The organism is Streptomyces sp. NPDC040718 (assembly GCF_055593565.1).
This window is the reverse complement of the sequence record NZ_JBVIXO010000002.1, coordinates 581992-608776: the sequence shown is the minus strand read 5'-3', so window position 1 is coordinate 608776 and position 26785 is coordinate 581992. Positions and strand designations below refer to the sequence as shown.

The window sequence follows — 26785 nt, the reverse complement described above, 5'->3', positions numbered from 1 at the left end:
GGGCTCCCACTGGCTAGGCTGGGCGGGAACAGTCGGCAACAAGGAGTCCTGGAGTGGCGACAGTTGAGCGATGGTCCGGACTGGAGGTCCGGGCCTTACGCGAGGCATCGCGGATGAGTACCGAGGAGTTCGCGACGCGCCTCGGTGTCAGCGATCGCATGGTGTCCAAGTGGGAATCACGCAAGGACACGATCCGGCTCAGGCAGGTCAACCAGGCGGCCCTGGACACGCTCCTCTCCAGTTCCGCACCTGACGTCCACGAGCGGTTCGCGAGCCTCGCGCGCTCGCTGGGCACGGTCCTCCCCGCCCAAGAGGCTCCGAGCCCCGGGGCCCAGCCACAGCAGCACCAGGTCCGTCACCCCCGCGACGGCAAGAGCATGGCCCTCGTCGAGGCCGGCACCTTCTTGTGCGGCGAGAAAAACGCGCCAGTCTGGCTCCCGTCCTTCTACATCGACGTCTTCCCGGTGACCAACAACGACTACGCCCGCTTCGTGGCCGCCACCGGTCACGAGCCGCCCCAGCACTGGCATCGTGGCAAGTGTCCTGACGCCATCCTCGACCACCCGGTCGTCTTCGTCACCTGGCACGACGCCTCGGCCTACGCGGCGTGGGCGGGCAAGGAACTGCCGACCGCCCAGCAGTGGGAAAAGGCGGCCCGCGGCGCGCGTGGGGACTCGTACCCCTGGGGCAACAACCCCACCCCGGCCAAGTGCAACTCCCGCGAGAGCGGCACCGGCTCCACGACCCCAGTGAGCCGCTACCACAGTGGCGTCTCCCCCTACGGGGTCTACGACCTCTGCGGCAACACCTGGGAGTGGTGCTCGACCCGCTCCGAGCCGGGTCGCTACGAGCTGAAGGCCGGCGCCTGGACCAGCCCCTTCGCCCGCGCCGTCCCCGCCGTCTTCAACGACGCCTCCGCTGAGATGCTCGACGACGACACCGGGTTCCGCTGCGCGACTCCCGCGACCGTGATCGAGGCCCTGCTTGGGGGCTGATCTCCCGACAGGGTAGATCGCCGCGGCCTACTCCAAGCCACCAAGCAAAAATAAGAGACCCGTGAACCTACTACCGACCGCCACAAGCAACGACGTCCGTGAACAGCAACCGCGCGTTGCCGTCCTCCCCATCGGCTCCTTCGAACAGCACGGCCGCTACCTCCCGCTGATCACCGATACGGCGATCGCCTGCATCATCAGCCAGGAGATAGCCAGCTGCTTCCCCGTGCACCTGCTGCCGCCCATCACTATGTCGTGCAGCCACGAGCACACCGCCTTCCCCGGAACGGTCAGTATCAGCGCGAAAACCCTGTACGCCGTGATCGACGACATCCGTGCGTCCCTCGCCCGCTCCGGCATCCACAAGCTGGTGATCGTCAACGGCCACGGCGGAAACTACGTCCTGTCCAACGTCGTCCAGGAAGCCAACGCCGACGGGCCCGCGGTCTCTCTGTTCCCCCTCGGAGCCGACTGGGACCGAGCCCGCGACCACGCCGGCCTCGTCTCCGACCGCCACGCCGACATGCACGCTGGCGAGATCGAGACGTCCATCCTTCTTCACGCGGCGCCCGAACTGGTGCGCGACGGGTTCGCCGATGCCGACCATGACGGCGGCAGCCGTCCCTTCCTGCTGGTCCAGGGCATGAGTGCGTACACCGAAACCGGTGTCATCGGCTTCCCGTCCCACTCGACCGCGGATAAGGGCAAGGCCGTACTCGCCAGCTTGGCCGACAGCTTCGCGGGTCACCTGGAAATCCTCGGCCTCAACGGCTGAACCCCACCAACACCTGCATTAGAAGGGCTCCCGCTTTGACGCCTGTGCCACAGAGGTTCCCAGTCGGCTCGATCGTCCTGTACCTGGGTAACCGCGCCAATGTCACTGGTCACACGGCCGACGGCAACGTCGAGATCCGAATGCTCAGCACGGGAAGCGAGCTATCGGGTCTGCCGCACGATCGGGTGACATCTGATCTGGCTTGCCCTGTGGGGCGGGTGGGAAGGATGTCGCTGTGCCGAAGCCTTATCCGGAAGAGTTCCGCCAGGACGTCGTGCGGGTCGCGAGGAACCGCGGCCCGGGTGTGACGGTCGAGCAGGTCGCCACCGACTTCGGGGTCCACCCGATGACCTTGTGGAAGTGGATGCGCCGGGCGGACATCGACGACGGGGCCAAGCCCGGAGTGAGCAGTCAGGAGAACGCGGAGCTACGCGAAGCACGCCGGCGGATCAAGCTGCTGGAACAGGAGAACGAGGTCCTGCGCCGGGCCGCGGCCTACCTGTCGCAGGCGCACCTGCCGGGAAAAGGATCTACCCGCTCGTGAAAGAGCTGGCCGCGGACGGGACGCCCGTCTCGGTGACGTGCCGGGTATTGAAGCTCGCCAGGCAGCCCTACTACCGCTGGCTCGACCAGCCGGTGGCCGACGCCGTCCTCACCCAGGCGCATCGTGCGAACGCGCTCTTCGACGCCCACCGCGAGGACCCGGAGTTCGGCTACCGCTTCCTGGCCGACGAAGCACGCGGGGCCGGGGCTGCGATGGCGGACCGGACCGCGTGGCGGATCTGCCGGGACAACCGCTGGTGGAGCGTGTTCGGCAAGAAACGCGGCCGCGGGGGCAAGGCCGGCCCGCCGGTCCACGACGATCTCGTCCGCCGTGACTTCACCGCGGCCGGCCCGAACCGGTTGTGGCTCGCCGACATCACCGAGCACGCCACCGGCGACGGCAAGCTCTACCTCTGCGCGGTCAAGGACGTCTTCAGCAACAGGATCGTCGGCTACTCCATCGACACGCGCATGAAGTCCCGCCTGGCCGTGACCGCCCTGGACAACGCCGTGGCCCGGCGCGGACACGTCGACGGATGCATCCTGCACACCGATCGAGGATCGCAATTTCGATCAAGGAAATTCGTCCGGGCACTCGACCGCCACCGCATGGCCGGATCGATAGGGAGAGTGGGAGCAGCCGGCGACAACGCGGCCATGGAGTCCTTCTTCAGCCTGCTGCAGAAGAACGTCCTCGACCGCCGACGCTGGACCACCCGCGAGGAACTACGGATCGCCATCGTGACCTGGATCGAGCGGACCTACCACCGACGCCGCCGGCAAGCCGCACTCGGCCGGCTGACCCCCATCGAATACGAGACCGTCATGACCACACCGGCCCTCCGGGCCGCGTGACTGAACCTGTCACCCGAACCTGCACCAGACCCATCCGTCCCTCCGGACAGACTGACCTCCCTGACGCCACCTGCTACTGGAAGGCCACCACTCTCCCGGGTTGGCCTGTTCGCCGGAGCCGGGCTCATAGCCGTCATCGCCTTGGCATTTCTTCTTGACTCCGGTGGCAACGACCCGGGCGAGGCCACTTCGGCGGCTCCGCACGTGTCGGCGGTACCTCCAGCACCGAGGAGCCCCTCGGCGGCTCCACCAACGACTGCGGCGACGCCACAGGCCGATGACACGCCCACCCCACTCGTGGCCCCCAGCTACGGTGCCGGAGTGCCCCCTTGGGTGAAGCGCGTCCAGGACGTGAAGGCGGCCTACATTCTGCCTGGCAACCCTGATGAAGAAGACCCAGCCGACCGCAGGGACTCAGTTGTGATCGAGTACACCAGTGGCGACGCCGGTCAGCGCTGCACCGCGATGCGGGCATTGGCCGGGACCGAGCACGGTGTCATCGCTTACACCCCGACCGGGATGGCGGTGGACTCGAACGACTGCCAAAGCCTGAAGCTCGATGCGCCCTGACCGAGAGCACTTTGTCTCAGGGGCCAACGCCTTCCGCCTAGGTTGACGGCTAAGACTCGAGCCCGCCTGTCATCGACGTGCTCTGCGCGCAGGTTTGATTAGGGCAAGGGGATTCGTACCTGCCGGGGCGGCCGGAAGACTTGGCACAGGCACCGCCGCCGGCGGCTGATGATGGAACATGGCATCGATGCCATCGAGATCAGCCTCGGAGAACGTTACGGTCTGGCCCTTCCTCGTATGCGGCAACCGCTTGATGTTGTCCTGCAGCCACCGCTCCTTCACCCGAAGAATCTCTGCCGCCTCTGGGTACGTGTACCGCTTCGCCGGCCCACTCGCTGGCTTGTCTGTCCGTGCCACGGGTTCCATTCGGCGCCTTCCTGATACGCAGTGCTCGGCGGACGGGAGCATCAGCTTGGCGCAGTACGCCTTCCCTGCAAGCTGGACGGCTTCTTCGATGCGCTTTGAAGCCCCTTCCATGTGGCGTGCGCGGGCTTGGCCCGGTGCGCCGTGTGGCGCGTTGCCGATTCCTCCTGCCGCAACGCGCCGGAAAACGTGCCTGCCCGAAAGGGTGGCCTAGCAGGACGCTGCTTGACAGGCACAGTCAGGTCTCGTGGGCGCGGCGATGGCCGCCTGGGGCGTTCTCCTGCACCTGGCTTCGAAGACAAGCACGGGAGCCCTGTATGCCTGCCCTGGAGATCCCTCCTGGCTATACCCGCGACGAGTGGATCAACTATGTCCACCGCGGTCGACGCATCCTGCGCACCAAGAGCGCGAGCAACTTCGAGCTGGGCGACATGCTGAACGAGATGATGACGGATCGCTCGCACGGAGAGATCGGCCAGCTCACCGCCCTCTTCGCCAGGCAAATCCGTTCGTCAGAGAGCAGCCTGACGAAGTACCGGTACGTGTCGAGGAAGTGGCCCGCCGAGATGCGCCGCGACGACGTTCCCTGGTTCGTCCACCTCGTCCTCGCAGGAAAGCCCGACAGGTTCCAGCTGATCCGAGAGGAGCCATCAGACGAGCTGGACCCCCGAGATCAGGGCGAGTGGCACTCCGACCAAGCCCGGCGGGCGGTGCAAGCCCCACCGCAGGCACCGGCCACACCGGTGGAACGCATCAACACCGCCAAGCGCCTCCTCCGCAACACGGACGAGGCCGCAATGGCCATCGCCCAGCTCGCCGACCGCACGGAGGTACTCAGGCAGGCTATCGAGGACCCGGGGTTCCGGCGTGCCGTCCGTGACGCGAGCCGCGATCGCGCACAGCGCCTTGAACAGGCCGCCGAGGCTTCGACGCCGCCTGACCGCACGTGCCCTGGAGCACCGGAGTCCGGCCGTTCCGCCCTGCCTTCCGGCCCCTCGGTCAACTATCGCGACACGCCCTCCTCCGTCCTGAAGATCCTCGGCTTGTGCACCAGCTTCTGCGTGTCCATGCAGAGCGCGGTCGTGCTGGCGCAGGAGGAGATGCTGACCACGGAAGAGGAAGAGGCAGTCCTCGACAGCATCAAGAAGGTCCGCGCCGTGTGCGACTGGTGCGAGCACGTCGTCACCACCGGCCAGGCGGACATGGACGCCGAACTCGCCCGACTCCTCGGCGGGGAAGGAGAGCAGCTGTGAAGCCCCGACGCAGGTCGCCTTCCGACCTCGGCCTCGAACTATGGGACCTCGTCAAGGAGGCCGGCGAGGACGGCATGCCGCGCGAAGCCGCGCTCGACCACATGTCGCCCAGCCAGTTCGAGATCGCCAAGGTCTGGGACCGGGACAACATGTGCGAGAGGGAGCACGAGTGCTTCCTCTTCGTGCTCGGCCAGTACCTGATCTCCCGCGACCCCCAGATGTCCGTCCTAGCCCTCAACCGCGAGATCGAACTCCTCTACCGGCGCGCTGTCCGCCTGCACCGGAGCGCGATAGCTCCGCTCGGCGAGAGCGGTCGGCAGAACCCGCAGCTCAGGGTCGCGCACACCGCGCTCGCCGGGATGATCGAGGCTGCCGCGCCACTGCGGCACGCCGGCTTCTCGGCAGACGTCGCAGTTCGCCACGGCACCGGGCCCTGATCTGGATCAGTGGCGGAGCCTGGTCTCAGTTTTGGTCTCATTCGGCCCCGTCCGGCGCTGTCCGGGCGGGGCCGCCCCGAACGCTCCGCCGCAGGTCAGGACACCCATGACCCCCACCGGACCCCCGTACGAACATTTGGAAAGCGTGTTGGGGGCAACCCCTCACGAGTTCGAATCTCGTATCCTCCGCCAGCTCAGAGGGCCGGACCGCGCAAGCGGACCGGCCCTCTGGCGTTTCTGCGTCTCAGTTTCCGTCTCAGTTGGCCCCTGAGGGGCTCCTCTCCTGAGTTCCGGAGAGACTCCCGCCCTCCCTCGCCTCAGCGCCCCAGAGAGCCTCTCCCACCTGCTGCGCCACCGTGGCGAGCTGTGGACCTCGGCTCGGGTCTTCCGCTCGACGTGTCGGCGGTCAGGCTTGCCGTCAGGCTTCACACCGACGGTCACGCGGCCGTGCCACTTCCCGTCGTTCCCCAGGTAGATCGATGACGCCCCGTTGGGCTGACGGGTGCGCTTGCTCTTCTCTTCCACGGATTCCTCTCAGGCGGCCGTCGCGGCGGTGGCCCGCGCGGCTCGGAGACGGGCGACGTATTCCTCGACGGCGGCGGCGGGCACCCTGCGCAGGCGACCGACAGGCACGGATTCCAGCTCGCCGGTCCCAATCAGGCGGAAGCAGACGGTTCGGCCGATGCTGAGGCGGCGAGCGGCCTCCTCCACCTTCAGCAGGACGAGAGTGGGGTCGATCGGCTGTCGCGAGTCCGAGGTGATCATGCGTCCTCTCTCCTTGGCTCTCAGATGTCCGCTACTGCCGCTACTCCGCTACCGCGCAGGTCAGGGGCGGTGTGTTGGTAGCGGATGGGGTAGCGGTAGCGGATGAGTGCCGCCACCGGCCCGGGTGCGGCGGGGGCCGGTGGCGGGGTGGGGGTAGCGGATCTTTGCCGCTACCTCAGGTGGTTGCCGCTACCTCGGCAGGTGCTCTGACCTGCGAGGTAGCGGGGGTAGCGGAGGTAGCGGACTTTCAGGAGCCGGGGGGCGGGCAGTACCTGCTCCAGGCGTCGGCGAGGTCGTCGGCGTAGTAGCCCTTCAGCACGGTTCCGGCGGTCTTGATGTTCCGGGCGACGATCGGCCGGTTGCCGATGGTCATGTACTCGCGGAGCATCTGGCCAAGTCCACGGGCGTCGAGCGGTCGGCCGTTCATGTCGCCCCAGGGGGCTTCGTCCAGGGAGCGGAGCTGTTCGAGGACGGCGGCGGTGGGCAGGCGGGGGATGTCGCCGAAAACGTGGTCGCGCAGGTCGGTCAGGAGCCGAATCCCGAGGCTGGCCTTGTCGTCGCTCTCGGCGGCGGTGACCAGTTCCAGGCAGGCGGCGCGGGCGCGGTCGGGCCAGTCGCCGCCGGCGGCGTCGGCGACGGCGAGGAGGGGCTCCCAGACGTCGGCGGGCCGGTCGGTGACCCCGTCGGGCATGACGGGGAAGGCGCCGGTGATGCGGTCGCGGACGTTGTCGGCCCAGGCGGCGAGCCGGTCCCGCAGGGCGTGGCCCTCGGTGGTGTGGAGGCGGGCGCGGAACGGCTCGACCTTCTCGGTGCGGGCGCGGCGGCGCATGCGGATGACTACGGAGCGGGTCAGGATCGTGTCGGGCAGGTTGCCCAGTCCGGCGACGGCGAGCGCGCAGTACGAAGGGAAGCCGACGACGGACTGGTTGCCGGCGCCGTCGCTGACGCACCGGTAGGTGACGCCGGAGCGGCGGTGCCCGGCGTTGATGAACCCGCGGAGTTCCTCGTTCTCCCCGGCCTTGGGGCCGAAGACGGTGTCGATCTCGTCGAAGAGGATCGTGGGCCGTCCCTCGCCGCTGGAGACGGCGCGGAAGAGCGCGGCCGGGGAGGCGTTGACCGCCACCATCGGCGCGGGCACCAGCGTCTCCACGATCTCCAGCGCGCGGGACTTGCCCGAGCCGGGCTCCGGCGACAGGAACGCGATCCGCGGCGTGGCGTCGAACGCTTCCAGGAGGTGCGCGTGCGCGTCCCACAGGGCGACCGCCACGTAGGCGGCCTCGCTGGGGAAGACGTTGAACCGCCGGTGGAAGGCCTCCACCGCGTCGAGAAGGGCCGCCCCCTCCGGAGCCTGCTCCGGGATCTGGGTCTCGGCGGGGGCGGGGTGGATGGTGGTCAGGGTCATGCGGCGGCACTCCTGTCGTCGGCCCGCAGGGGGCAGGCGGTGCGGTGGTCGGTGTGGCGCTGGACGAGCGCGAGGATCTGCCGGGGCCCGTACGCCGTCTCGTCCCGTCCGCAGGCGCAGACCGAACGCGCGGAGGGGACCGCCCCGTACGGGGCGCAGATGTGGAGCGTGGCGACGATGTACCGGCCGTCCGCCGGGCGCGGGTCAGGGCGAACAGATGAAGGGACGCCTTCGGCGACGACCTTCGGCGCCCCACTGCCGTCCGCGGCCGGGGTCGGTTCGGCGGAGCTGGGCCCGGCGGGTGTGGAGGCAGGGCTGTTAGCCGGGGGCTGTTCGCGGGCGCTCACGCCGTCCGCCGGCTGCTGGAGTTGTTGCGGATGGACCAGTTGAGGGCGCTGGTGATGGCGGAGCGGTACTCGTAGCGCTTCAGGCCGGCCGCTTCCGCCCCCCGGCTAAGAGCCTCCACCACCACCGCGTGGTCGAGGTCGCCGGACGCCACCAGCCGCCCCAGAGCCCGCGCGGCCCGGACCAGCGCGGCGTTCCGGGTTCCCTCGGGGGCACCCGCGACGTTCGCCTCCTCGTTTCGCAGAGCGGCGGAGGCGTAGTTGGCGCGGCGCCCCGCGGACGGGCCGACGAGCGGGTAGATCGGGCTGGCCTTGATGCGCGGCGGTTCGGTGAGCTTGGCGTGCACCCAGGCCGGAAGCGGCGCGACGGGCCGGTCGTCGGTGACGGTGTAGGTGCCGGTGGGGATGGTGCTGCCGGGGGCGACGACGTATCCGCCCCAGGCGCGGTGGTCGATGTGCCGGCCGAGGATGTCCTGGTTGGACCGGACCTTGGGACCGGGCGGGGCGGCGAAGTACAGATGCCGTCCACCGGACGGCGTCGTCACCGTGAACGTGGGCGACAGAGTCTCGCCGGTCGCCTGGCACAGGGCGTCGAGGATCTGGGTGCCGCTGAGGGTGCCGGGCGGGTCGGACGGCTTGGGCGGGTCGAGGTCGACGACGACCAGCCCGGCCGGACCGGTCGCCAACCCCACGTTGAACGGCTTCGCGGTCCAGGCGGCGTGGATCCGGTTGGGGTCGATGGTGGCCCGCCGCTCAGGCTTGGCGTGCCCGCCCGCGCAGTCCCCGGTGCCGGGGCAACTGGTCTCGCCGTGGAGAGCGGACACCTTGGTGCCGGGCCGGAGCGGGATGACGGGCCAGCCCCGGGCGGCGGTGGCGAGGGCGGCGTTCAGGAGGTCGCTCATGCCGCCACCTGCCCCATGCCGAGGTTGTCGAGGAGGGCGCGGCCGATCCACTGGCTGTAGGCCGGGGGGATCGCCTCGGTCAGTTCCTCGTGGACGTCGGTCCAGGTGATGCCCATGGCGGTCTGCATCTCGGGGACGGTGGCCTTTCCGCCGCCCTTGCCGTAGGCGGCGACGTACGGGCCGTCGCGGTAGACGCCGTGGCGCCACCCCCGCACGTAGCCGCGGTGCTTCACGTGCCGGGGCTTGCCCGTGCTCCAGCCGCCGAGTTCGAAGTTCCGGTGCCGGAGCACGGCGAGCCCGAACATCTCGCCGCACAGGCTGATGTCCTTGCGGACCTCGGCCTTCCCGTCGGGCTGCTCGATCACGTACGGCAGCCCGGACGCGTCGAGAAGCTCCCGGGTGGGCGCGACGAGGTCGACGTGCTCGCCGCCCCACCCCTGGGACCGGTTCGTGCCAACGGTCAGGGCGCACTTGTCCTGGCAGGGCGGGGAGGCGTGGATCGCCGCGTACGCGCCGATCTCCCCGGACGCGATCAGGTCGGCGAGGACGGTGAGCGCGTCGCCCTGGTGGAAGGTGAAGGGGTAGCGGTCGGAGCGGTCGACGATGTCGACGCCCACGACCGCGAACCCAGCGCGGTGGTAGCCCATCGCGGCTCCGCCGGCGCAGCAGAACAGGTCCAGGAGTAACGGCCGTTTGGCCTTGTGGTCTCGCCGAATGTGGATGGGTTGGGTCATGCTGGTGTCTCCAGTTCTTGTGGGTTCTGGAAGACGAGGGCGGCCCGGCTTTGGCGAGACGGGGCCGCTCTCGGCGTTTCAGCGGTAGTTGATCGAACCGGTGGCCTTTCCGAACCAGCCGGTGGCGGTGATGTGCTGGGTGATGTGCGTGGCGGCCGGGCCGCGACGGCCCCGGCGGGGCCGGGCGATGGCGACGAGGGCCCCGGCGGCGATGAGGGCGACGGTGGCCCAAAGGGCTTCGGTCAGGGCGATCAGTCCCGGGGCGGCGTAGGCGATCCCGAACCCGGCCGCGGCGATGCCCCCGCCGATCGTCGGGGCGAGGAGCGCGGTCGTCTTCGCCCATGCCGGGATCGGCCGGGTGGGCGGGGTCTCGGGGAGGGGGGTGTAGGCGAGGGTGCGGGTGCCGTCGGGGAGGGTGACGTACTGGACGCCGGCCGGTATCTCGGCGAGCGGCATCCGCGGTTCGGGGATGGCGGGCGGGTAGAGGACCGTGTCCCCGTAGCGGACCGGTTCGGGGACGGCCGGGCGGGTGCGGTAGTCGGGCATGGTCGGCTCCTGGGGAAGACCGGCAGGGCCCCGGCGCGTGTGGCTGGGGCCCTGTCAGGGCTGGGTGTCTGGGGGTGTCAGGCCGGGTGTCTGGTGGGGGTGTCAGACATGTCAGGCACCCGTCTGACACCCCTCGCGCGCACGTATGACCCGGGTTTCGGGGTGGTTGCTGTCAGGGGTGTCTGACACTGTCTGGCGGTGTCAGGCGGCCACGTCGTAGGGGACGATGCGGTAGCGGCCGGCCTCGTTCGTCTCGGCGAGACGTCCGGCGAGGAGGAACTGGGTGACCTGTCCGGAGACCCAGGAACGGCCCCGGCCGTAGCGGTCGCAGTACTCCATGAAGTCCCGGGTTCCGACCGTGTCGCGGCCCTCCTCCTCGAACGCGTCGAGGACTTCCTCCATCGCGGCCCGCGCTTCGGCGGTCGAGATGGCCCGCTGGGGTTCCTGCGGGGGGCGGGCGGCGAACTGGAGGACTTCCTCGACCTCGGGAAGTTCGGCCTGCGGGTCGACGTACTCGCCCTCGTCGTCCTCCTCGTGCTCGTACCCGGCCCCGGCGGGAAGGGGGCGCGGGTCGTAGCCGTCCTCGTCGTAGTCGTCGTCCTCGTAGTCCGCGTACCCGTCGTCCGGCTGCTGGGCGGGCATGGTGGTCTCCGGCTGGTCGGTGGTGCCGGGCATCGGGTAGCGGGTGCGGGCGGTGAACGCCCGGTCCACGGCGCGGGCCGCCGCGCCGGCGGTGACCGGGTCGATCTTGGCGCGGATGTCAGCGAAGGTGACGACGACCCAGTTCAGGTAGTCGACGCTGCACAGGTAGTCCCGCAGCGGCGTCGCCCACAGTTCGTCCTCGACGCCGTTGGCGACGAGGTAGGAGTAGCCGGGCTTCTTGTCCTTCCACACGTGCGGCGAGGCCCCGGCGTCGAGTACCTCGTCGTCCAGGGCGAAGCGGGCGTCTCCCTCGGTGCGGACGCCGTGGACCCAGGACGAGCCGAAGGAGGCCCGGGTGTCCGTGGAGACCTGGTTCCCGGAAGCCCGCTGCATGGAGATGACCAGGGAGACGCCAGAGGAGCGGGCTTCCTGGGCGATGCCGGTGAAGACGTCGTCGTCGGTCTCGCGGATCGTCTTGGCGGCTTCCTCGAACCAGGCCACCAGGTAGGGCATGCCCGGGGAGCCGTCCGCCTGTGTCTCGGCGCAGCCCGGGACCCACTGCTTGTAGCCGTACTTCGCCATCCACGCCGTACGGGCCGGGATGACGGCCTTGAGGGCTTCGATCATGGCCTTGGTGGAGGGCATGTCGAGTGCGGCCCAGTCGATCGCCGGGAGGAGCGGCCCAAGGGTCTGCTCCTTCTTGGCCGGGTCGGACGCCCACACGATGACGTCCTTGCGGCTCAGGATCTCCGCGAGGGCGGTCAACCCGCCCTCGGACTTTCCGGACCCGGTCATGCCCATGAGCAGGAGCATCATGGCGTTGCGGGCCGCGTCCGGGTCCCCGGGGAACCACATGGTGACCGGCGCGCCGTCCTCGTAGATCCCGACCACGACCGGGTAGCTGATCGACTCGCCAGGGGCGCTGGGGCCGGGGCAGGGGACGGTGTTCTTGAGGAGGTCGAGCGGGACCACGGTGAGCATGACCCGCGACGCGGAGTCCGGGTTCTCCTGGATCCGGATCGCGGTCTTCGGGACATCCAGGGCACCGGCGATGCGAGTGAGGTTCTTGCTGACGTCGTCCGGGGTCAGCTCCCCGCGCGGCAGCTGGAGGTCGAAGGAGGCCTTGTTCGGGCCGACCTCGGAGCGGAGCACCTGCGTCTTGGCCAGGCCGACCTTCTCCAGGAATCCCCCGTCCGCGCCGGCGGTGGGGCCGTCGACGTTCTTGCGGAGGATCTGACGGATGTTCCACGACAGGGCCAGCGCCGGGGCGCCGATGAAGTACAGCTCCCCCAGCGGCCCCGCCGCCGGCCCCGCGATGGCGGCCGCCGTGAACCAGGTCGAAGCCGCGGCGACCGTGACCGCCGAGTGCAGGCGCCGCTGCTGGGTGGTGGAGCGGCCCGCCCACCAGGTGAGGCCGGTGAGGGCGACGGAGGCGAGGGTGAGGCCTGCGGTGGTGCCGGGCTGGCCGGACCAGAAGTAGTGGGCGGGCAAGGAGGCCAGACCCGTTCCGGCGCCGGCCAGCCACGGCGGCAGGTGCGGCTTCGCACGGTGCAGCAGGTACTCCCCGACCCCACCGCCCTCACCGTGGGCGTCGTGCGGGGGCGGGTGTTCGTCGGTCTGGACGCTTCTAGGCATGCTCTGACCTCCCTACGGAGCCGAAATGGGCGGTTAGCCGTTGAAGTCGAAGTGCCTGTTCTGGCGCGGGCGCCGGTTCTGCGCGAGCTGGGGGTCGAACTCCCGCTGGAACGCCGCGTAGGTCGCGGCGAGGTTCTTCGCCGTGCCGAGGGCGTCCTCGGCGGCCTTCTTCATCCGCCGCGACACCCGCCGGGCCCGCATCCGCGACCCGAAGGGGTGCCCGTCGGGGTCGGGGATCTCCTTGAGGACGGCGTTGAGCATCTCGGCGGCGTTGGCCAGCTCGAACGACATCTGCAGGAACAGCCCGCGGCCGCCCTCGCAGTAGTTGCGGATGTCCACGTTGTTGAAGAACTCCGGGTCCCCGAGCGGCGAGTGCATCCGCCCGCCGCCCCGGCCCCGCCCGCCGCCGCCCTGCTGCTGGAAGCCGGCCTGCTGGCCACCGGCGCCGGCGCCGGTGCGGGGGCCGGAGTCGTTGATGTGGAAGTGGTACTCCCGGGTGCGGTTCGAGGTCCGCGACCGGCTGTTGCCGCCGGGGGTGGCGCCGGGGCCGGGCTGGCCCGGCTGCTGCCAGCCGCCCGGCTGGGCGCCGTAGGGCTGGCCGTTGCCGTTCGGGGCGCGGCGGGGGCCGGGGGTCTGGCCGTTGTTGGGCATCCAGTCGGACATCAGCAGGTCCCCTCAGGAGCGGTGACGGTCTTGGCGGTGTGGGTGGTGCGGCGGCCGATCAGCCACATGACCTGTCCGGCGAGCGTGGTCAGCGTCCACAGGCCCATCAGGGCCGGGCTGGCGGGGCCGGACCACAGGGCCAGGCAGAACCAGACCAGGGCGGCCAGAGCGAGGACGGCCACGGCGGTCCGCCAGGCGGAGACGGTGCGGGTGGCGGGGGTGGTCTTGGCCTTCCAGACCCAGAACGCGAGCGGCACCAGGCCGGCCGGGGCGGCGATGAACGCGGCCCACGGCGCGATCAGGTGGACGATGCCCGCCAGGGCCAGCAGGAGGACGGCGATACCGGTGGGGGCCCAGGCACGGCGGTGCTTCCACACCCACCGGCCGGTCGCGGCGGTCGCGCGGGCGGTCAGCGTCGGCTCCTCCGAGACGACCACGATCACCTGCGGCGCCTGACGGCCCCCGCGCTGGCGCGGGATCCGCACCACGCCGGGCGCGGCCTGGGCGGACTTCGAACGTATGCGGCGAGACACAGCAGAACTCCTTCGAAGACAGGGAGGGTTCAGGCGACGCGCTGATCAGGAGAGTCGTGACAGGCCACGCACATGCCGAGCGAGGCCGGGATCACGTACGGGAGGTGATCGCGGCAGACCGGGCACCGGCGGCGGGCGGCATCCGCCTTGGCGAGGGCCGCCCACCGGTTCTGGGTCATCGGACGGACCGGCTTTGCGAGGTCGATCCGGTAGAGGAAGGCGACGAGCGGGCCGCGCCGGCGGCGGGGCCGCTCCAGCTGGGCGACGACGTCCTGACCCCCGGGCCGCAACCCCAGGACGCGGAGCTGTCGGCGGGTGGCGAGACCGTCCGGGGCCAGGCGCCAGCGGTAGACGGGCAGGGTGCCCATCAGCCGGTGGCGGCGGGGACGGCGGTCAGGTGAGGGCGCTCGCCCTCGCGGGCGGCGAGGATCTGCTTGCGGCCCCACGACTCGCTCATGCCGAACGCCTCACCCAACGCACGAGCGGACAGCGGGCGTGCGGCCTGTACGGACTCGGCGTACGCACGGCGTGCGTCCTGCCGCATCCGCTCCAGCTCCGCCTCCTCGAACACGTCCACCACCACCCCGGCACCCTCGGCGGGTGTGGGCTGCGCGGGGACGGCGTGCGGGGTGTGCGGACCGTCGTCCCGCACGCCGTCCGCATAGGCGGCCAACTGCGGCAACGCCTCCCGCACCAGCAGATGCCCGGACTCGGAAGCCGGGGCCGGATCTCGGTCGACAGCGACCGCGTCGGGGGTGTGCGGGTGCTGTGCGGGCACCTCCGCACGCTCCTCGTCCAGCACCGGTTCCACCAGTTCGGGGCGGTGGTGGAGAACCTTGGCGACGAGGTCGGAGCCGAAGTAGATCGACCCGACCGGAAGGCTCGTGGCGAGGAGTACGAGCGCCCAGTTCGCCGGATCCCACTCCGCCAGCCGCATCCAATCGACCGTCCGGTCGTGCAGTGCGGGCACCAGCCCGTGCACGTAGTTCAGGACCAGGGAGGCGACCGTGTAGGCGGCGAGGACCCGGAGGGCGAACCGTCGGGCATCGTCGGTCAGGACCAGGGTGGCGACGAGGGCGAGTGCCATCAGGCCGTCCACGACGAAGGGGTAGAGCGTCGCGGCCGTGGTGTCCGCGCCGATCGCGCGGGCCACGTCCCGCAGCGCGTTCCACGAGACCCGGAACGCCATGCCGACCACGGCCACCAGCGCCACCACCAGGAGGGCCTTCGGGTCGCGCTTCATGAGTCGTCCCCCGTCTGGTGGACGTCGAGCGAGGCGAGGAGCGTCACGTCGGCCCCGGTGCCGTTGTGCATCTCCTGCCACTCCCAGACGGCCTCGTCGACCGCCTCGTAACCGAGGTGGGCCAGCGCCGTGGTCCGCTCGGCGACGGTCGGGATCGGCTCGATGCGGCGGAACTGGTACGACGGCCAGAACTGCGAAAGGCGGTGGTTGACGACGTAGATCTCCCACTCCCCGAAGGGGGAGTTGGTCAGCCGGGCGGAGTGCGTCATGCCGCGTCCCCCGACTCCATCAGGCCGGCGGCGCGGTTGGCCAGGTCCCGGCGGGCGTCCAGGACCCGGTTGCGGGCCCGGCGGATCCGGCGGGCGTCGAACTCCGAGGGCGTCCGGTCCAGCTGCGCGATCAGCGCGTCCAGCAGCTCGACCTCGGCCAGGACCACCGGCATCTCGGTCTCGATCGCGTCCAACTCCGCAGCCGTCGGCTCCAGGTCCGGCGGCAGACTGGTAACGGGCTTCTGACGTGCAACGATGAACTTCATTGGGTCTTGCTCCTCTCACACAGGAACGGGCCCGAACAGCAGCCCCGGCGTTCCCGCGCCGGGGCTGCACGTCGTTGTGAAGCAGGAAGAACTCCGGCTCCCCTCAACCCCGCCCGTACGAGCGCCAAAGGCGCCGGACGGGCGGAGGAGGCAACCGGCCGCGGCGACGCTGCGGCGTGCTTCAAGGTGGTGCGGTATCTCCTTCTGGCTGCGAGCCGAGGCGTATGGAGACGTGACCTTTCGGTCTAAGCCCTCCGGTTAATGACCAGGCGCCGGGTTCACCTCGGCCCGCTCTATCCCGGGCCCCTTGACCTCGAACGGCCCATGACTCAGGGCACATTGAGGTCCCGCCCCTTCCGTCCGGCGAACCATCCGGCGGGGACATCCCTAAGGTTCCCTAGGGTTCCCTGTGGTGTCAAGCGGTAAGCTAGGGAACCCCAGGGAAGTCGTCGCGAGGAGCGGACAACATGGCAGGCCAGGCCGACAATCGGGCGCCTTACGCGAGGATTGCCGCCCACTACTCGGAGCTGATCACGTCCGGTCAGCTACAGCCCGGGACCCTCTTGCCGAGCATCAAGAACCTGTCGGAAGAGTGGAAAGTGAGCACGGCGACAGCGGAAAAGGCGCTGCGCAAGCTGCGCAACGAGGGGCTTGTCCGTGGCATCCACGGCATCGGGACCGAAGTGCTGGACCGGCCGGCCTCCATGTCCTCGGGGTCCCAGCGGCAGGATCGGGGACGCCGTACCGGGTCCAGCTGGGGAGCAGGCGAGCGGTCCGACTCGCACCAAGCGGCCGTGGTACCCGCGCCCGAGGACGTGGCGCAGGCGCTGGACATCCAGCCTGGCTCAGACGTGGTTCGGCGCAGTCGCGTGTACAGGGACCGACACGGCATCGTCGCTCACAGCACGTCGTGGATCCCGGCTCGGTACGGGAAGCTGATCCCCCAGCTCGCAGAGAGCGAGCGACTGACCGGGGGCACCTCGCTTCAGCTCATCGCCCAGGCAACCGGCCACCCGATCAGCCACCGCATCGACACCGCTTCAGCCCGTCCGCTGACGCCGGAGTACGCCCGGCTCTTGGAGCTGGACCCCGACGAACCGTCGACGGAACCGGTAGTCGTGATGACGGCCAGGTTCGTGGACAGCGAAGGCAACGTCGTGGAGTACGGCGTGGACCTCGGGGGCCCCGGCCGGACATGGCGAACCGAATCAGAGGTGACCGCGTGACGGTCTGCGTCCTGATGGCCGGCCTTCCCGGCTCCGGCAAGACGACCCTCTCCCGCGCTCTCACCGCTCGCGGCTTCGTACGGATGTGTCCGGACGAAGAGATGTTCCGCCGGCACGGCGTCTACGGGGTGGACTTCCCGCGGGGTGTCTTCCCTACCCTTGAGCGCCCCGTCCTGGAAGACGTCGCGGCCGAGCTGAGGGAGCAGCTCAAAGCCGGGCGCGACGTCGTGGTGGATCACGGTTTCTGGACGCCGGAGGAGCGGGCGAAGTGGCGGGCGACCGCTGCGGATGCGGGTGCCACGCCCGTACTCGTTTACCTCGCCGCCAGCCACGACGAACTGTGGGCGAGGATCAGCAAGCGAAACGAGTTCCACGCCAACGATCCCAACTCGATCTACTTCTCCGAAAGCGATCTACAGCGGTACCGCGCGAGGTTCTTCCCCCCGGCAGCAGATGAACCGCATGTGCTGTACGACGGCGATCCGGCAGCTGTGATCGCAGCTGTGGACGACCTTCGATCCTGACGCCAGCGGGTACGGAAGCGCGGCTACCCGGACGGTCCCCCGTCTCAGTTTCCGTCTCATTCACCCCGGTACATCGGCGTTCACGGGCGTCCACGCAGCAGCTTTCCGCTGCGGCGCGAACCTCCCCGAACGCAGGTGAACGCCCCTGAATCTTGCTCCGAGGTGCGGCAACAGACTTGGAAAGCGTGTTGGGGGCAACCCCTCACGAGTTCGAATCTCGTATCCTCCGCACTCGCCCACCAGGGCACACGAAGGACCCGACCGCACTGCGGCCGGGTCCTTCGTCGTTCCGTGGTTGCAGTTCTGGTTGCAGTTCCCGATCTACGCCCCTCGCTGCCTCGGGATGGCCGATGCCCGGCATGCCGCACAGGCCATCGCCGCGTTGCGCCCGTACCGGCGCATCAGCTGCCCGCAGCCGATGCACGGACCGACCTCCCACAGAGGACATCCCAGGGTGGCCGCGGCCGCAGCCCGCTCGACCTGTGTGATCCACGTCGCACGCCGCTTCCGCTGGGTCGGCATGCGGGCGAGCGTGAGGCCGCCGGTGGGCTGCCCAAGGTCCCTGACCGGCCTGGCGTCGCTCCGAAACCAGCCCTCCTCGCCCGCTCGGCAGGAGCGATCGATCTCCTGCTCGGAGAAGGTGATCTCGTCGTCAGCCTCCGGCTCCTGCACCTCGGGCAGGGGGTCCCACTGACCGGTCAGCTCCCGCCAGGTCCGGCAGTCGGTGCGCGGAACCCACATGTGGCGGCCGGCCCGACCGCCGCCACGGCTCGGTACGAAGACCGGCACGCTGTCGCCGGTGGCGCTGGTCAGGATCAGGTCCTCGATCCGGACGGGAGGCTTGGGCGGGTCGCAGAGCGCCGAGAGAAACCACTCGGCGTGGATCGCGCCGCAATGGCCCGCGCCGCCGCTGTCGGGGCAGTGGAGCGCGCTGCTCGACAGACAGCGCCAGACCTGTAGGTGCCGATATCCGCCGCGGATGACCATCTCGCTGCCGTCGGCGATCTCCCGCCAGGACATGTCGTCGACCCTGGCCCAGGGTGCTCGGTCGATCAGGGCCGCCGTGTCGTCCTTGGCGACCCACAGCGGTGTGATGTCGTGCTCCATGGCGTTAACCGACCTGCGGTGGACGCTGCTGGGGCTGAGCGGGGAGTACTGGATCTCCCAGCCGACCTGAATGCCGGAGGGCCCGGTGACCAAAGCGTCGGTGACACCGCGCCGGTTGGCCATGCCCACCTCGGCGTTGGCGGTCAGCCCGTACCCCTCGGCGGTCTCGACGATCCGTTCCTTGGTGGCCTTGTGCTGATCGCTCTCCGCCGGCGTCGGTTTGTGCGTGATCGGCAGGTGGGCGGCGACCAGCGGTGAGCGGCCACCGACACGAGCGCGCCGGATGAACATCCACGGGGACTTCCCGCCCGCCTCAGACGCGCATGGCTTGCCTCGGCGGTGCGCGAGGCACTCCAGCAGCTGGGGGTTCCGCTCCGAGACGCTGGTCATGATCTCTTTGAGCAGACCGGGGTAGCCGCGGACCCCCAGGTCTGGCTGGGTCAGGTTGATCTCAATGCCGTATTCGGTGTGCCACACGCCATTGGCCATCCATCCACGATAGGAACGTCCACTGACAGGCAACAGAGCGCGGTACAGCATCACTTCGACAAGGTCGCCTTCAGCCGACCTTGCATCCACCGCTTGGCACGCCCCTAGGCTGCGGCGCAGAGGGTGCCGTTGGGGCCCTTCTCGCCCAACTCGAACTCCGCCGCAGGTGGGCGACCATCAGGGACTCGGCCTTCTCCCGAGGCGGTCGCTTTCGAATCGGCAAATGATCGGTTACACGCCGCCTGCGCGCTGAGCCTGCGGCGCACCGACCGAGTACATGCTTTGCCAGAAGCCGTCCCGCTTCTGGAGCTGTTGGCGAGAAACCTCCCGCGCACACCGCCAAGTGCGTCACCATCCGAACCATGAATTACGGAGCAACGCGTGGGTAAGCGCGAACGTCGGCGCAAGCGGGAACAGGCGAAGAGGAAAAGCCAAGCCCAGCCGCGGCCGGCCACCCCGCAGCCGATCATCTTGGAGTACCCAGAGGAAGCCCCCCGCATCCGCGTCGTGATCAAGCACGACGCGCCGGAGGACGCCCACAAGGTCAGCGCCCTCTACTGGGAGATCAAGACCGACGGCAGCTGGACACGGACCGTCAGCAGTATCGGGGTGTCCAGCAACGTCGGCGCGGTGGCAACGACGTACTCTCACGCCGTCCTGCTCGGCTGCCCGTGCGCGAGCTGCTCTGAACCGATCAGCGTCACCAACAGATCCTGGGCCAACAAGGTCGGCGGCAAGTACCTCGACGCCGAGGCCCCCACCTACCTCTGTTGGGACTGCTCGGCAGTTCAGAAACGCCAGGAGACGGAGCGGCAGCAACGCCTCGCTGAGGAGAGGCGGGCCGAGCAGGAACGCGAGAAGCAGAAGGCCGAAGAACTCAAGCGCCTGATTGCCGATGCCATCGAGGACGAGGAGGGAAAGTCCGAGACCATCAGCCGCCTCCCGGAGGACAACGCCCCAGCCTTGGCCCTCTACGTGGCGCTGGTCAACTACGCCGCACACAACCCCGGCAAGTCACTGCCCAGCATCACGAGCATCGGTTCCACGGGGTGGACGGGTGACACCGCGCAGGACCGGGAACTCCTCCTCGTGCTCTACTACGCAAACCTGCTCGCCATCTCCCAAGAAACCCCGGCACAGGCTTTCAGCCTCTCCAAGGACGGCGATGACATCACGTTCGTCGCCAAGAAGGTGGCTTGGCGTCTTATCGGCGGCGTCCCGATCGCTCAGGAACGCGTCAGGGAGATCACGTACAGCTTGCAGACCGAGCCTGGACCCCGAGGATCGGAGGCACGTAAGGCGGTCGCCACGCTCGTGGAGCAGATCGAAGTCACCAACATCGCTACGTACCTCAATGGGCTGCTCACGAAGAAGTACAGCTACCCCGAAGTGCCCGAGGCCCGGCGCGAAGAACTCACCGACGTCATCCGCAAGGGGTTTAGCCACGGCTACACCCCAGGGCAGATGATCTGTTTTGCGTGGCGGGCGGCTGACTCGGCCGCAGCCTGGAAGGAGCGCAACGCCCGGATGGGGCCACCGGAGGCAGCTTCAGCCTCTGTGACGAGCCTCAACGGGAAGATTGACAAGGCGATCGAGCTGCACCACGCCATCCCTGAGTACGAGGCGCCTCGCTGGCACACAGCACCCCTCGCGCTCGGCAGCCTCCGACGGCTGCATGCGGATATTCAGTGGGTCTACAACCGGGAGGTCATCGAAGCCTGTACCCACTGCGATCACCACGGCCTCGAGGACACCGTTCACCCCGAAACCGGAACAGGGGCTGTTTGGCGCTGCACGCACCCCGTCGAGATTCCGGCCCAGCAGGAGGAAGAAGAGCCGAACTGGTGGGATGACGCCCCTGAGCCGGCCGATACATGAAACTGCCCAGCCGCTCTCCGAAGGTCATCGGGGACCGGCTGGCAAAGGTCATCGGCTACCGAAGGCGATCAGCGGCGCCACCGGTCCTAGAACCACCCAATGGCCGTGACCGTCACGAAGCCGAGCACCTGCTGCGCCTCGTTGCCGATGCCAGCGGTGTAGCCCGCCGCGTAGCCGACCGCGACCGCGGCCACGAACATCTCGAACCTGGGCGGCCGCTCGCTTCCGACCAAGGGGACACGCATACTGGACATGGTTCTTCTCCTCATCAGATGGGTTGGACCATCCGCCGGACCCCGGAGATCTGTGGAAGGTGACACGGGATCCGGCGGAAGCATGTGGGCTAGTTGTCGTCGCCGCGCTCCTCAGCCACCGGCAACTCCTCGTACAGCTCGGAGCTCACGAGCTCGCCGAGCCTCGCCGCCATTTCACGACGCTGCCGCTCGGACGGGCCGCGGAAGGCACGCCATGCGAGTTCGGCGGGGGAGCTGGGTCGGCGGCCCATTGCGATCCTGGCCAGGATCAGCGACCTCTCCTCCAACGTCGCCCTACGCAAGGACCTCGACTTCCAGCCGGACCCGCAGTACACCACGGCAGCCTTCACCAACTGCTTCAACGGCTACAACTCGATGTCTTCGGGTAACTGGGACGACAAGGGCAGCGGCAACTACTACTTCGCCGTGAACTACGGCGGATGGGCGTACCTGTCGGTCAGAGTCGTGGACGTCTACTACTGATGCACTCCCTGTTCGGGCGGGAAGGGGCCTTCCCGCCCGAACGGGCTTTCCCTATAGCGCACTTGAGGTCTGCATGCCCCTGCTCTACCAGGACTGTACGTTTCGCTACGGTCGCCGCACACGTCCTGTCCTGAACGGGCTGGACTTGGCGTTCGCTCCAGGTCACACCGTCCTGCTCGGCCCCAACGGCGCCGGGAAGAGCACACTGCTCTCGCTCGGCGCCGGCGCCTTCCGGCCTGGCACGGGGCGGGTGGACCTCGGCAGGCTGTCCACCAGTGACTCCCGCGACGCCCGCACCTACCGGCGCAAGGTCGCCTGGCTGCCGCAACGGCCCGGCTTCATGCCGGGACTGACCGCTCGTGAACACGTGGCCTACATCGGCTGGCTCAAGGGAATGCGGGAGCGTGACGCCTGGACAGCTGCCCCCGCAGCGATCGATCGTGTCGGGCTTGCCGACAGGCTGAACGACCGCATCAAGACGCTCTCCGGCGGTCAGCAGCAACGCGTCGCCATCGCCGGCGCCCTCGTCCACGAGGCCGAGGTACTGCTCCTGGACGAGCCCACTGTGGGGCTCGACCCGCACCAGCGCCGCCGCTTCCTCGATCTACTGGTGTCCCTGCGCGGCACCATGCATGTCATCGTCTCCACCCACGACATCGGTGACCTCGACCAGGCCTTCGACGAGGTGGTCGTGTTCGAGTCGGGCAGGGCTAGGTTCCAGGGTCCGGTGTCGCTGTTCGACAGCTATGCTGCGCCCGACTGTGCGCCCGGCCGCCGGTTGGAGAGCGCGTACGCGTCTCTGCTGGAGGCCGCGGAATGATCACCTGGGCCAACCTCCGTGCGTCGGCCGCCCCTTGGATGGTGCTGCCCGCCCTCGTCTTCTCGGGCCTTTACATCACCGCCAACCGCATCACTGTGCCGACCGCCTACGGGGTCGAGGCCGGTGAAGTCGTTGCGCAGGCCTCACCGATCGTGGTCGGCGCCGTGGCCGCGGTCGCGGCGTGGGAGGCCGGACGACACCGTCTGCTCGGCGCGTTCCCCACGACGGCCGCACGCGGTGCGCTCCGCCGCTTCGTCTGGGCCGTTACACCTGTCGTTGTGCTGCTGGCGGTGCTCATTGTCGGCTCCTTCCTGCTGGCCGCCAACACGGTCGGGACGCTGCCGAGCGGCGCGGCCGGCTGGCTGGGTGTCGCCCATGCCGTCGTGCTTCCGCTCGGATGGACGGCCATCGGCTGGCGGCTGGGACACATCCTTCCCCGCAGCCTGGCCGCCCCCATCGCGGGCATCGGCGGCTGGATGTTCCTTTCCTTCCCGCAGGGCATGGCGAACCCGTGGCTGCGGCACCTGGGCGGATTCATCGACGGTCTCTCCTCCCCGACCGACACGCGATCGCCGCTCGCGTACCTGATTCCATGGGCAGTGCTCGGCGGCCTGGTCCTCGCGTTCTGGCTTCCCACATTGGTCCGGCAACGGGTTCCCGCAATCTCCCTCGGGTTCGCCCTCGCACTCGCCGCGATCTTGCTCGGCCGGGGGGCGGTCGCGGACTGGGGCTACTTCCGGCCTTCGGATGCTCGGGTCGTCACCCCGGTGTGTGCCGGCGAGGCGCCCCGAGTGTGCCTGCCGCCCGAATACGCAACCTACACAGACGGGATACGCAAGGACCTGACGGAGCCGCTGACCAAGTTGCGCGACGCGGGCGTGCCCATGCCCAGTGAACTGCTCCTGGCATCCTCGAAGGAGTCACTGAAGCCCGGAGTCTGGCCGCTGATCTGGTCGCTGCCGCTCGCCAATGGACAGACGAACCCCGACTCCTTCCGGGCCGACCTGGCGGAATCCGCCGTCACCGGCACCTCGGCGAGCGCCGGGGTCACTCCCTGCCGCCGCCCCGGCTCCATGCCTGCAGCCTGGGCCGCCCTCGTCGTCGGCGTGAACGAAGAGAACGTACGGAGGGCGATGCCGCCCCCGGCCTGGCAGGAGATCACGAAGATCCGCACCCTCCCCAGGGAAGAGCAGGTCGCGTGGTTCACCGAGGCAGCCCGGGCACAGAAGCACTGCGGAGCAGGTTCGTGAGGCTGTACGCGCTGTCGGTGCGCCGCTGGTGGGTCATGGTCCCCTCAGTGCTTGTGCTCGTGCTGATCACCTGGGTGATCGGGGCGAGCCAGGTGCCTGTTCCCAGCCTTCTGGGAGGTGGGGGCATGGCCCAGATCAAGCATTTCGTGCCGGTGATCGCGAGCGTCGCCGTCATGTACTGCCTGGACCGGCGGCTGCTGCAGGCGGAGCAGACGGCGGTCGTGCCGATCCGCCGTATGGACCGAGCGGCGATATCAACAGGGGCGGTGCTCCTACTGGCCGCCACACCCGTCGTCGGACTGGACGTGGCCCGCAACACCCTTCTCATCCTGGCTCTGGCCCTGGTGGTGCGTCGGATCGGGAACGAGGCCACGGCAGTGGCTGCCGGGCTTCTGTACATCATCGCCAACGTGATGCTCGGACAACCTCCTGACCCACTCGGCTACCGGATCGGCTCTTGGTGGGCGCTGCCCCTCTACCCCGCCGGCAGCATCCCCGCCCTCGTGATCGTCGTCGTCCTGTTCGCCGGGGCGCTCGCCTGGGGCCTGGCACCCCGTGCTCGCATGCGCTGAGGCGCAAGGCCGGACGACGCTTCTATCGACGGGGCACCAAGGGCCGCATGCGTGAGCGATGCGTGAGCGGACGGGATGGGGAGACCCGGTACGGAGTGGATCAAGCGGCATGCTCCATTCCTCTGAACAGGCAGTTCCCGACCTCAGCGGACCGAGCGGGAGCGGCCCGCCTCCTCGCCTGCCAAGAGGCGGACCACTCACCTTCGGTATGCACGGAGACGCCGGGCATCGGGACCTGTCAGACCGCATCAAGCAGGGGACGCAGGGCGTCCATTCCGGCCGCTCGTGGCGGTGTCAGTACGCCATGAGAGAGTCGGGCCCTGGCCAAAGGATCACGGGAGGGGCTGACATGTTGCCTGAGGTCGTCGGACGTGACGAGTTCGCCGCCTTGATCATCAGGACCGACTACAACGATGCGGCGGCATGGCAGACGGTGACGGTGGACCTACGTCAGCCGTGGGGAGACGACGGGGAGTTCGAAGCCGTCGTCCAACGAGTTCGAATCTCGTATCCTCCGCCAGCTCGAAGGGCCGGACCGCATCAGCGGTCCGGCCCTTCGGCGTTTTCCGGCCCGGCCCCGTCCGCCGCGAGGGCCGCCCAGCGGTGGAGGAAGGCGGGCAGGGCGTCGGCTTCGGTGTCGGCGATTTCGGCGTCGAAGGCGGCGAGCCGGTTCCCGGGGAGGGACTCGCGGATCCCGCGGATCGTCGGGCGCGGGCGGGCGGGCCGGGGCGACGGGGGCCGGGGCGGCGGCCGGTGCCGTGCTCATCAGCAGCCCCTCCACGCCCGGCAGCCGGCCGAGGCATCTATGCACGGCGCACGCGCCGGGCGGCTCAGCCCTCGCGGCGGCGCAGGGACTCCTGGGACGCGACGTACCTCAGCATCAGGCGGGCGAAGTCGAGGCGTTCGCGCTCGTCCCAGTCGGCGGTGATGTACTCGAAGGCCGAGCGCTGGTGCCGACGGAAGCGGACCATCAGCTCCTGGCCCTCGGGGCTGAGGTGGAGGACCGTACGGCGGCCGTCCTGCTGGGAGGCGGCGCGGACCAGGTAGCCGGCGGAGATGCAGTCGGACACCATGCGGCTGGCCACCGAGGGGTCCGTGCCCAGGTGCGCGCCCACGCCGCCGACGGTGACCTCGCGGGCGCCGCCCTGCCCGATCTCCAGGACCACGTTGAGGACGAGGGTCCGGCCCAGGTCCTTCTGGGAGATCGGGTCCTCGACCTCCAGGAGCGAGGAGCGCCGCAGCTTCCCGAACGCCGGACCGACGGCGTTCAACAGCTCTTCGTCACTCATGTCCGCCGAGTTCGCCAGGTCCGTTTTCGTGTTCGCCGTGTTCGCCGCGTCCGGCCGCTGCTTCGCCATGCCCTCGATCGTATATCCGTGACTGCCCGCAAACATGTGTTGACGTGAAAACGTGTGCATGTAAGCATGCATATGTTGGCAGCCACCGAAACGCTGCCGCCGCCACGAACGGAGAACCCATGACCACCCTCGTCACCGGCGCCCGCGGCAAGGTCGGCCAAGCCCTCGTCAACCGGCTGCACTCCGCCGGGCTCGCCGTCCGCGCCGCCAGCGCCAACCCCGCCGGACTCACCGTCCCGGCCGGCGTCGAGACGCACGAGCTCGTCCTCGACCGCCCCGAGACCTTCGCCGCCGCGCTGGACGGCGTACGCCAGGTCTTCCTCTACCCCGAGCCCGCCGGCATCCACGAGTTGATCGCAGCCGCCGGGGCCGCCGGCGTCGAGCACGTCGTCCTGCTCTCCTCGTCCTCCGTCCTGGCCCCCGGCGCCGAGGACGACCCGCTCGCCGGCCACAGCCTCCAGGTCGAGCGCGCCCTCGCCGCCTCCACCCTGACCTGCACCTTCCTCCGCCCGGACGCGTTCGCCAGCAACTCCTTCGGCTGGGCGTACCCCATCGGCCGGTCCGTGCCGGTCCAGCTCGCCTACCCGGACGCGCACATCGCGCCCATCCACCCCGAGGACATCGCCGACATCGCCTTCGAGGCCCTCACCGGCGACTCCCTCACCGGCCGCCGGCTCACCCTGACCGGCTCGGAATCGCTCACCTTCCGCCGCCAGCTCGCGGTCCTGGCCGACGCCATCGGCCGCGAGATCCCCGTCGAGCACATCACCCGCGCCGAGGCCGAACGGCAGATGGGCACCCACATGCCCGCGCCGATGGTCTCCTCGCTGCTCGACCTGTGGGAGGCCGCCTGCCACGGCCCCGCCGCCGTCGCCGACACCACCCAGACCCTCCTCGGCCGCCCCGCCCGCACCTACGCGCAGTGGGCCCGTGAGAACGCCGCCGCCTTCACCGGCCACTGAGCCGGCCCCCGACCGGCGGGGCGCCGCCGCGCACGGCCCGGCCGTCGTCGCGGTGGCCCTCCTCGCCTGCTGCGGCCTCGTACGGCTGCTGCCCCGGCACGCCCGCACCCGTCACCACTGACCTCAG

At 69.5% G+C, this 26785-nt stretch carries 31 protein-coding genes and 1 pseudogene; 15 read left to right on the top strand and 17 right to left on the bottom strand.

Annotation, left to right across the window (positions count from 1 at the left end; translation table 11 throughout):
* Positions 1–53: 53 nt before the first annotated feature.
* The 6 genes from ACZ597_RS08320 to ACZ597_RS08295 all read left to right on the top strand — a co-directional run bounded on the left by ACZ597_RS08320 (position 54) and on the right by ACZ597_RS08295 (position 5791).
* Positions 54–995 carry an SUMF1/EgtB/PvdO family nonheme iron enzyme gene (locus ACZ597_RS08320; RefSeq protein ID WP_471326594.1) on the top strand — a complete coding sequence of 314 codons (942 nt, stop codon included), beginning with the start codon at positions 54–56 and terminating at the stop codon, positions 993–995.
* Between the two features lie 61 nt (positions 996–1056).
* Positions 1057–1770, top strand: coding sequence for a creatininase family protein (locus ACZ597_RS08315; RefSeq protein ID WP_471326591.1), 714 nt, complete (start codon positions 1057–1059; stop codon positions 1768–1770).
* A gap of 235 nt (positions 1771–2005) precedes the next feature.
* Positions 2006–3168 (top strand): IS3 family transposase gene (locus tag ACZ597_RS08310; RefSeq protein ID WP_471326588.1). Its coding sequence is split into 2 segments (ribosomal slippage): positions 2006–2290 and positions 2293–3168, totalling 1161 coding nucleotides; the frame shifts between segments, so codons are not numbered across the junction.
* Between the two features lie 333 nt (positions 3169–3501).
* The gene (locus ACZ597_RS08305) at positions 3502–3738 is read left to right on the top strand and encodes a hypothetical protein (RefSeq protein WP_471326585.1); all 237 of its coding nucleotides are present in this window, start codon (positions 3502–3504) and stop codon (positions 3736–3738) included.
* A gap of 680 nt (positions 3739–4418) precedes the next feature.
* Complete coding sequence (locus tag ACZ597_RS08300) at positions 4419–5354, top strand: DUF6192 family protein (RefSeq protein ID WP_471326582.1); 936 nt, start codon at positions 4419–4421, stop codon at positions 5352–5354.
* The gene (locus tag ACZ597_RS08295; protein WP_471326580.1) at positions 5351–5791 is read left to right on the top strand and encodes a hypothetical protein; all 441 of its coding nucleotides are present in this window, start codon (positions 5351–5353) and stop codon (positions 5789–5791) included. The genes ACZ597_RS08300 and ACZ597_RS08295 overlap by 4 nt, the downstream gene beginning before the upstream one ends.
* Before the next feature lie 354 nt (positions 5792–6145).
* Here the strand turns inward: ACZ597_RS08295 and ACZ597_RS08290 are convergent.
* The 14 genes and pseudogenes from ACZ597_RS08290 to ACZ597_RS08225 all read right to left on the bottom strand — a co-directional run.
* Positions 6146–6316: pseudogene (locus tag ACZ597_RS08290) on the bottom strand (site-specific integrase); the annotation flags it as partial.
* Between the two features lie 9 nt (positions 6317–6325).
* Positions 6326–6556, bottom strand: a complete 231-nt coding sequence (locus ACZ597_RS08285) for an excisionase family DNA-binding protein (protein WP_471326577.1) — start codon at positions 6554–6556, stop codon at positions 6326–6328.
* A 247-nt stretch (positions 6557–6803) separates the two neighbouring features.
* Positions 6804–7958 (bottom strand): DUF3631 domain-containing protein, encoded by a 1155-nt coding sequence (locus ACZ597_RS08280; RefSeq protein WP_471326574.1) that lies wholly within the window; start codon positions 7956–7958, stop codon positions 6804–6806.
* Positions 7955–8305 carry a hypothetical protein gene (locus ACZ597_RS08275; RefSeq protein WP_471326571.1) on the bottom strand — a complete coding sequence of 117 codons (351 nt, stop codon included), beginning with the start codon at positions 8303–8305 and terminating at the stop codon, positions 7955–7957. The genes ACZ597_RS08280 and ACZ597_RS08275 overlap by 4 nt, the downstream gene beginning before the upstream one ends.
* On the bottom strand, positions 8302–9204 hold the full coding sequence (locus tag ACZ597_RS08270) for a bifunctional DNA primase/polymerase (RefSeq protein WP_471326568.1): 903 nt from the start codon (positions 9202–9204) through the stop codon (positions 8302–8304). The genes ACZ597_RS08275 and ACZ597_RS08270 overlap by 4 nt, the downstream gene beginning before the upstream one ends.
* Positions 9201–9938, bottom strand: a complete 738-nt coding sequence (locus tag ACZ597_RS08265) for a DNA methylase (RefSeq protein WP_471326565.1) — start codon at positions 9936–9938, stop codon at positions 9201–9203. The genes ACZ597_RS08270 and ACZ597_RS08265 overlap by 4 nt, the downstream gene beginning before the upstream one ends.
* 78 nt (positions 9939–10016) lie before the next feature.
* A complete protein-coding gene (locus ACZ597_RS08260) occupies positions 10017–10484 on the bottom strand; it encodes a hypothetical protein (protein ID WP_471326564.1) in 468 nt (155 codons plus the stop codon).
* A 201-nt stretch (positions 10485–10685) separates the two neighbouring features.
* Positions 10686–12761: a plasmid transfer protein TraB gene (gene traB / locus ACZ597_RS08255; RefSeq protein ID WP_471326561.1), complete on the bottom strand. Its 2076-nt coding sequence runs from the start codon at positions 12759–12761 to the stop codon at positions 10686–10688.
* A 33-nt stretch (positions 12762–12794) separates the two neighbouring features.
* A complete protein-coding gene (traA, locus tag ACZ597_RS08250; protein ID WP_471326558.1) occupies positions 12795–13424 on the bottom strand; it encodes a plasmid transfer protein TraA in 630 nt (209 codons plus the stop codon).
* Positions 13424–13957, bottom strand: a complete 534-nt coding sequence (locus ACZ597_RS08245; RefSeq protein WP_471326555.1) for a hypothetical protein — start codon at positions 13955–13957, stop codon at positions 13424–13426. The genes traA and ACZ597_RS08245 overlap by 1 nt, the downstream gene beginning before the upstream one ends.
* Before the next feature lie 29 nt (positions 13958–13986).
* Positions 13987–14325 (bottom strand): RRQRL motif-containing zinc-binding protein, encoded by a 339-nt coding sequence (locus ACZ597_RS08240; protein ID WP_471326552.1) that lies wholly within the window; start codon positions 14323–14325, stop codon positions 13987–13989.
* Complete coding sequence (locus ACZ597_RS08235) at positions 14325–15200, bottom strand: DUF2637 domain-containing protein (RefSeq protein WP_471326549.1); 876 nt, start codon at positions 15198–15200, stop codon at positions 14325–14327. The genes ACZ597_RS08240 and ACZ597_RS08235 overlap by 1 nt, the downstream gene beginning before the upstream one ends.
* Positions 15197–15469, bottom strand: coding sequence for a DUF6303 family protein (locus ACZ597_RS08230; protein WP_471326546.1), 273 nt, complete (start codon positions 15467–15469; stop codon positions 15197–15199). Before ACZ597_RS08230 ends, ACZ597_RS08235 begins: the two co-directional genes overlap by 4 nt.
* On the bottom strand, positions 15466–15735 hold the full coding sequence (locus tag ACZ597_RS08225; protein ID WP_471326543.1) for a DUF6284 family protein: 270 nt from the start codon (positions 15733–15735) through the stop codon (positions 15466–15468). Before ACZ597_RS08225 ends, ACZ597_RS08230 begins: the two co-directional genes overlap by 4 nt.
* Before the next feature lie 467 nt (positions 15736–16202).
* Here ACZ597_RS08225 and ACZ597_RS08220 point away from each other — a divergent pair, with 467 nt between their 5' ends.
* Both ACZ597_RS08220 and ACZ597_RS08215 read left to right on the top strand, forming a co-directional pair.
* Positions 16203–16961: a GntR family transcriptional regulator gene (locus ACZ597_RS08220; RefSeq protein WP_471326541.1), complete on the top strand. Its 759-nt coding sequence runs from the start codon at positions 16203–16205 to the stop codon at positions 16959–16961.
* Positions 16931–17485: a P-loop nucleotide/nucleoside kinase family protein gene (locus tag ACZ597_RS08215; RefSeq protein WP_471326538.1), complete on the top strand. Its 555-nt coding sequence runs from the start codon at positions 16931–16933 to the stop codon at positions 17483–17485. Before ACZ597_RS08220 ends, ACZ597_RS08215 begins: the two co-directional genes overlap by 31 nt.
* A 321-nt stretch (positions 17486–17806) precedes the next feature.
* On the opposite strand, the gene ACZ597_RS08210 is transcribed toward ACZ597_RS08215, so the two are convergent.
* A complete protein-coding gene (locus ACZ597_RS08210) occupies positions 17807–19081 on the bottom strand; it encodes a competence protein CoiA family protein (RefSeq protein WP_471326536.1) in 1275 nt (424 codons plus the stop codon).
* Positions 19082–19462: 381 nt separating this feature from the next.
* Here ACZ597_RS08210 and ACZ597_RS08205 point away from each other — a divergent pair, with 381 nt between their 5' ends.
* On the top strand, positions 19463–20959 hold the full coding sequence (locus tag ACZ597_RS08205) for a hypothetical protein (RefSeq protein WP_471326533.1): 1497 nt from the start codon (positions 19463–19465) through the stop codon (positions 20957–20959).
* An 86-nt stretch (positions 20960–21045) separates the two neighbouring features.
* Here the strand turns inward: ACZ597_RS08205 and ACZ597_RS08200 are convergent, their stop codons facing one another.
* Positions 21046–21213, bottom strand: coding sequence for a hypothetical protein (locus ACZ597_RS08200; protein ID WP_471326530.1), 168 nt, complete (start codon positions 21211–21213; stop codon positions 21046–21048).
* 93 nt (positions 21214–21306) lie between these two features.
* On the opposite strand from ACZ597_RS08200, the gene ACZ597_RS08195 reads away from it, so the two are divergent.
* From ACZ597_RS08195 to ACZ597_RS08180, 4 genes are all read left to right on the top strand, one after another.
* A complete protein-coding gene (locus ACZ597_RS08195; RefSeq protein ID WP_471326527.1) occupies positions 21307–21696 on the top strand; it encodes a hypothetical protein in 390 nt (129 codons plus the stop codon).
* 73 nt (positions 21697–21769) lie between these two features.
* On the top strand, positions 21770–22516 hold the full coding sequence (locus ACZ597_RS08190; RefSeq protein WP_471326524.1) for an ATP-binding cassette domain-containing protein: 747 nt from the start codon (positions 21770–21772) through the stop codon (positions 22514–22516).
* On the top strand, positions 22513–23766 hold the full coding sequence (locus tag ACZ597_RS08185) for a DUF7224 domain-containing protein (RefSeq protein ID WP_471326522.1): 1254 nt from the start codon (positions 22513–22515) through the stop codon (positions 23764–23766). The genes ACZ597_RS08190 and ACZ597_RS08185 overlap by 4 nt, the downstream gene beginning before the upstream one ends.
* Positions 23763–24338, top strand: a complete 576-nt coding sequence (locus ACZ597_RS08180) for a hypothetical protein (RefSeq protein WP_471326520.1) — start codon at positions 23763–23765, stop codon at positions 24336–24338. The genes ACZ597_RS08185 and ACZ597_RS08180 overlap by 4 nt, the downstream gene beginning before the upstream one ends.
* An 830-nt stretch (positions 24339–25168) precedes the next feature.
* Here the strand turns inward: ACZ597_RS08180 and ACZ597_RS08175 are convergent.
* Positions 25169–25627 carry a MarR family winged helix-turn-helix transcriptional regulator gene (locus ACZ597_RS08175; protein WP_471326813.1) on the bottom strand — a complete coding sequence of 153 codons (459 nt, stop codon included), beginning with the start codon at positions 25625–25627 and terminating at the stop codon, positions 25169–25171.
* Positions 25628–25815: 188 nt separating this feature from the next.
* On the opposite strand from ACZ597_RS08175, the gene ACZ597_RS08170 reads away from it, so the two are divergent.
* Positions 25816–26658, top strand: coding sequence for an NAD(P)H-binding protein (locus tag ACZ597_RS08170; RefSeq protein WP_471326517.1), 843 nt, complete (start codon positions 25816–25818; stop codon positions 26656–26658).
* A complete protein-coding gene (locus tag ACZ597_RS08165; RefSeq protein ID WP_471326825.1) occupies positions 26627–26779 on the top strand; it encodes a hypothetical protein in 153 nt (50 codons plus the stop codon). The genes ACZ597_RS08170 and ACZ597_RS08165 overlap by 32 nt, the downstream gene beginning before the upstream one ends.
* Positions 26780–26785: the final 6 nt, after the last annotated feature.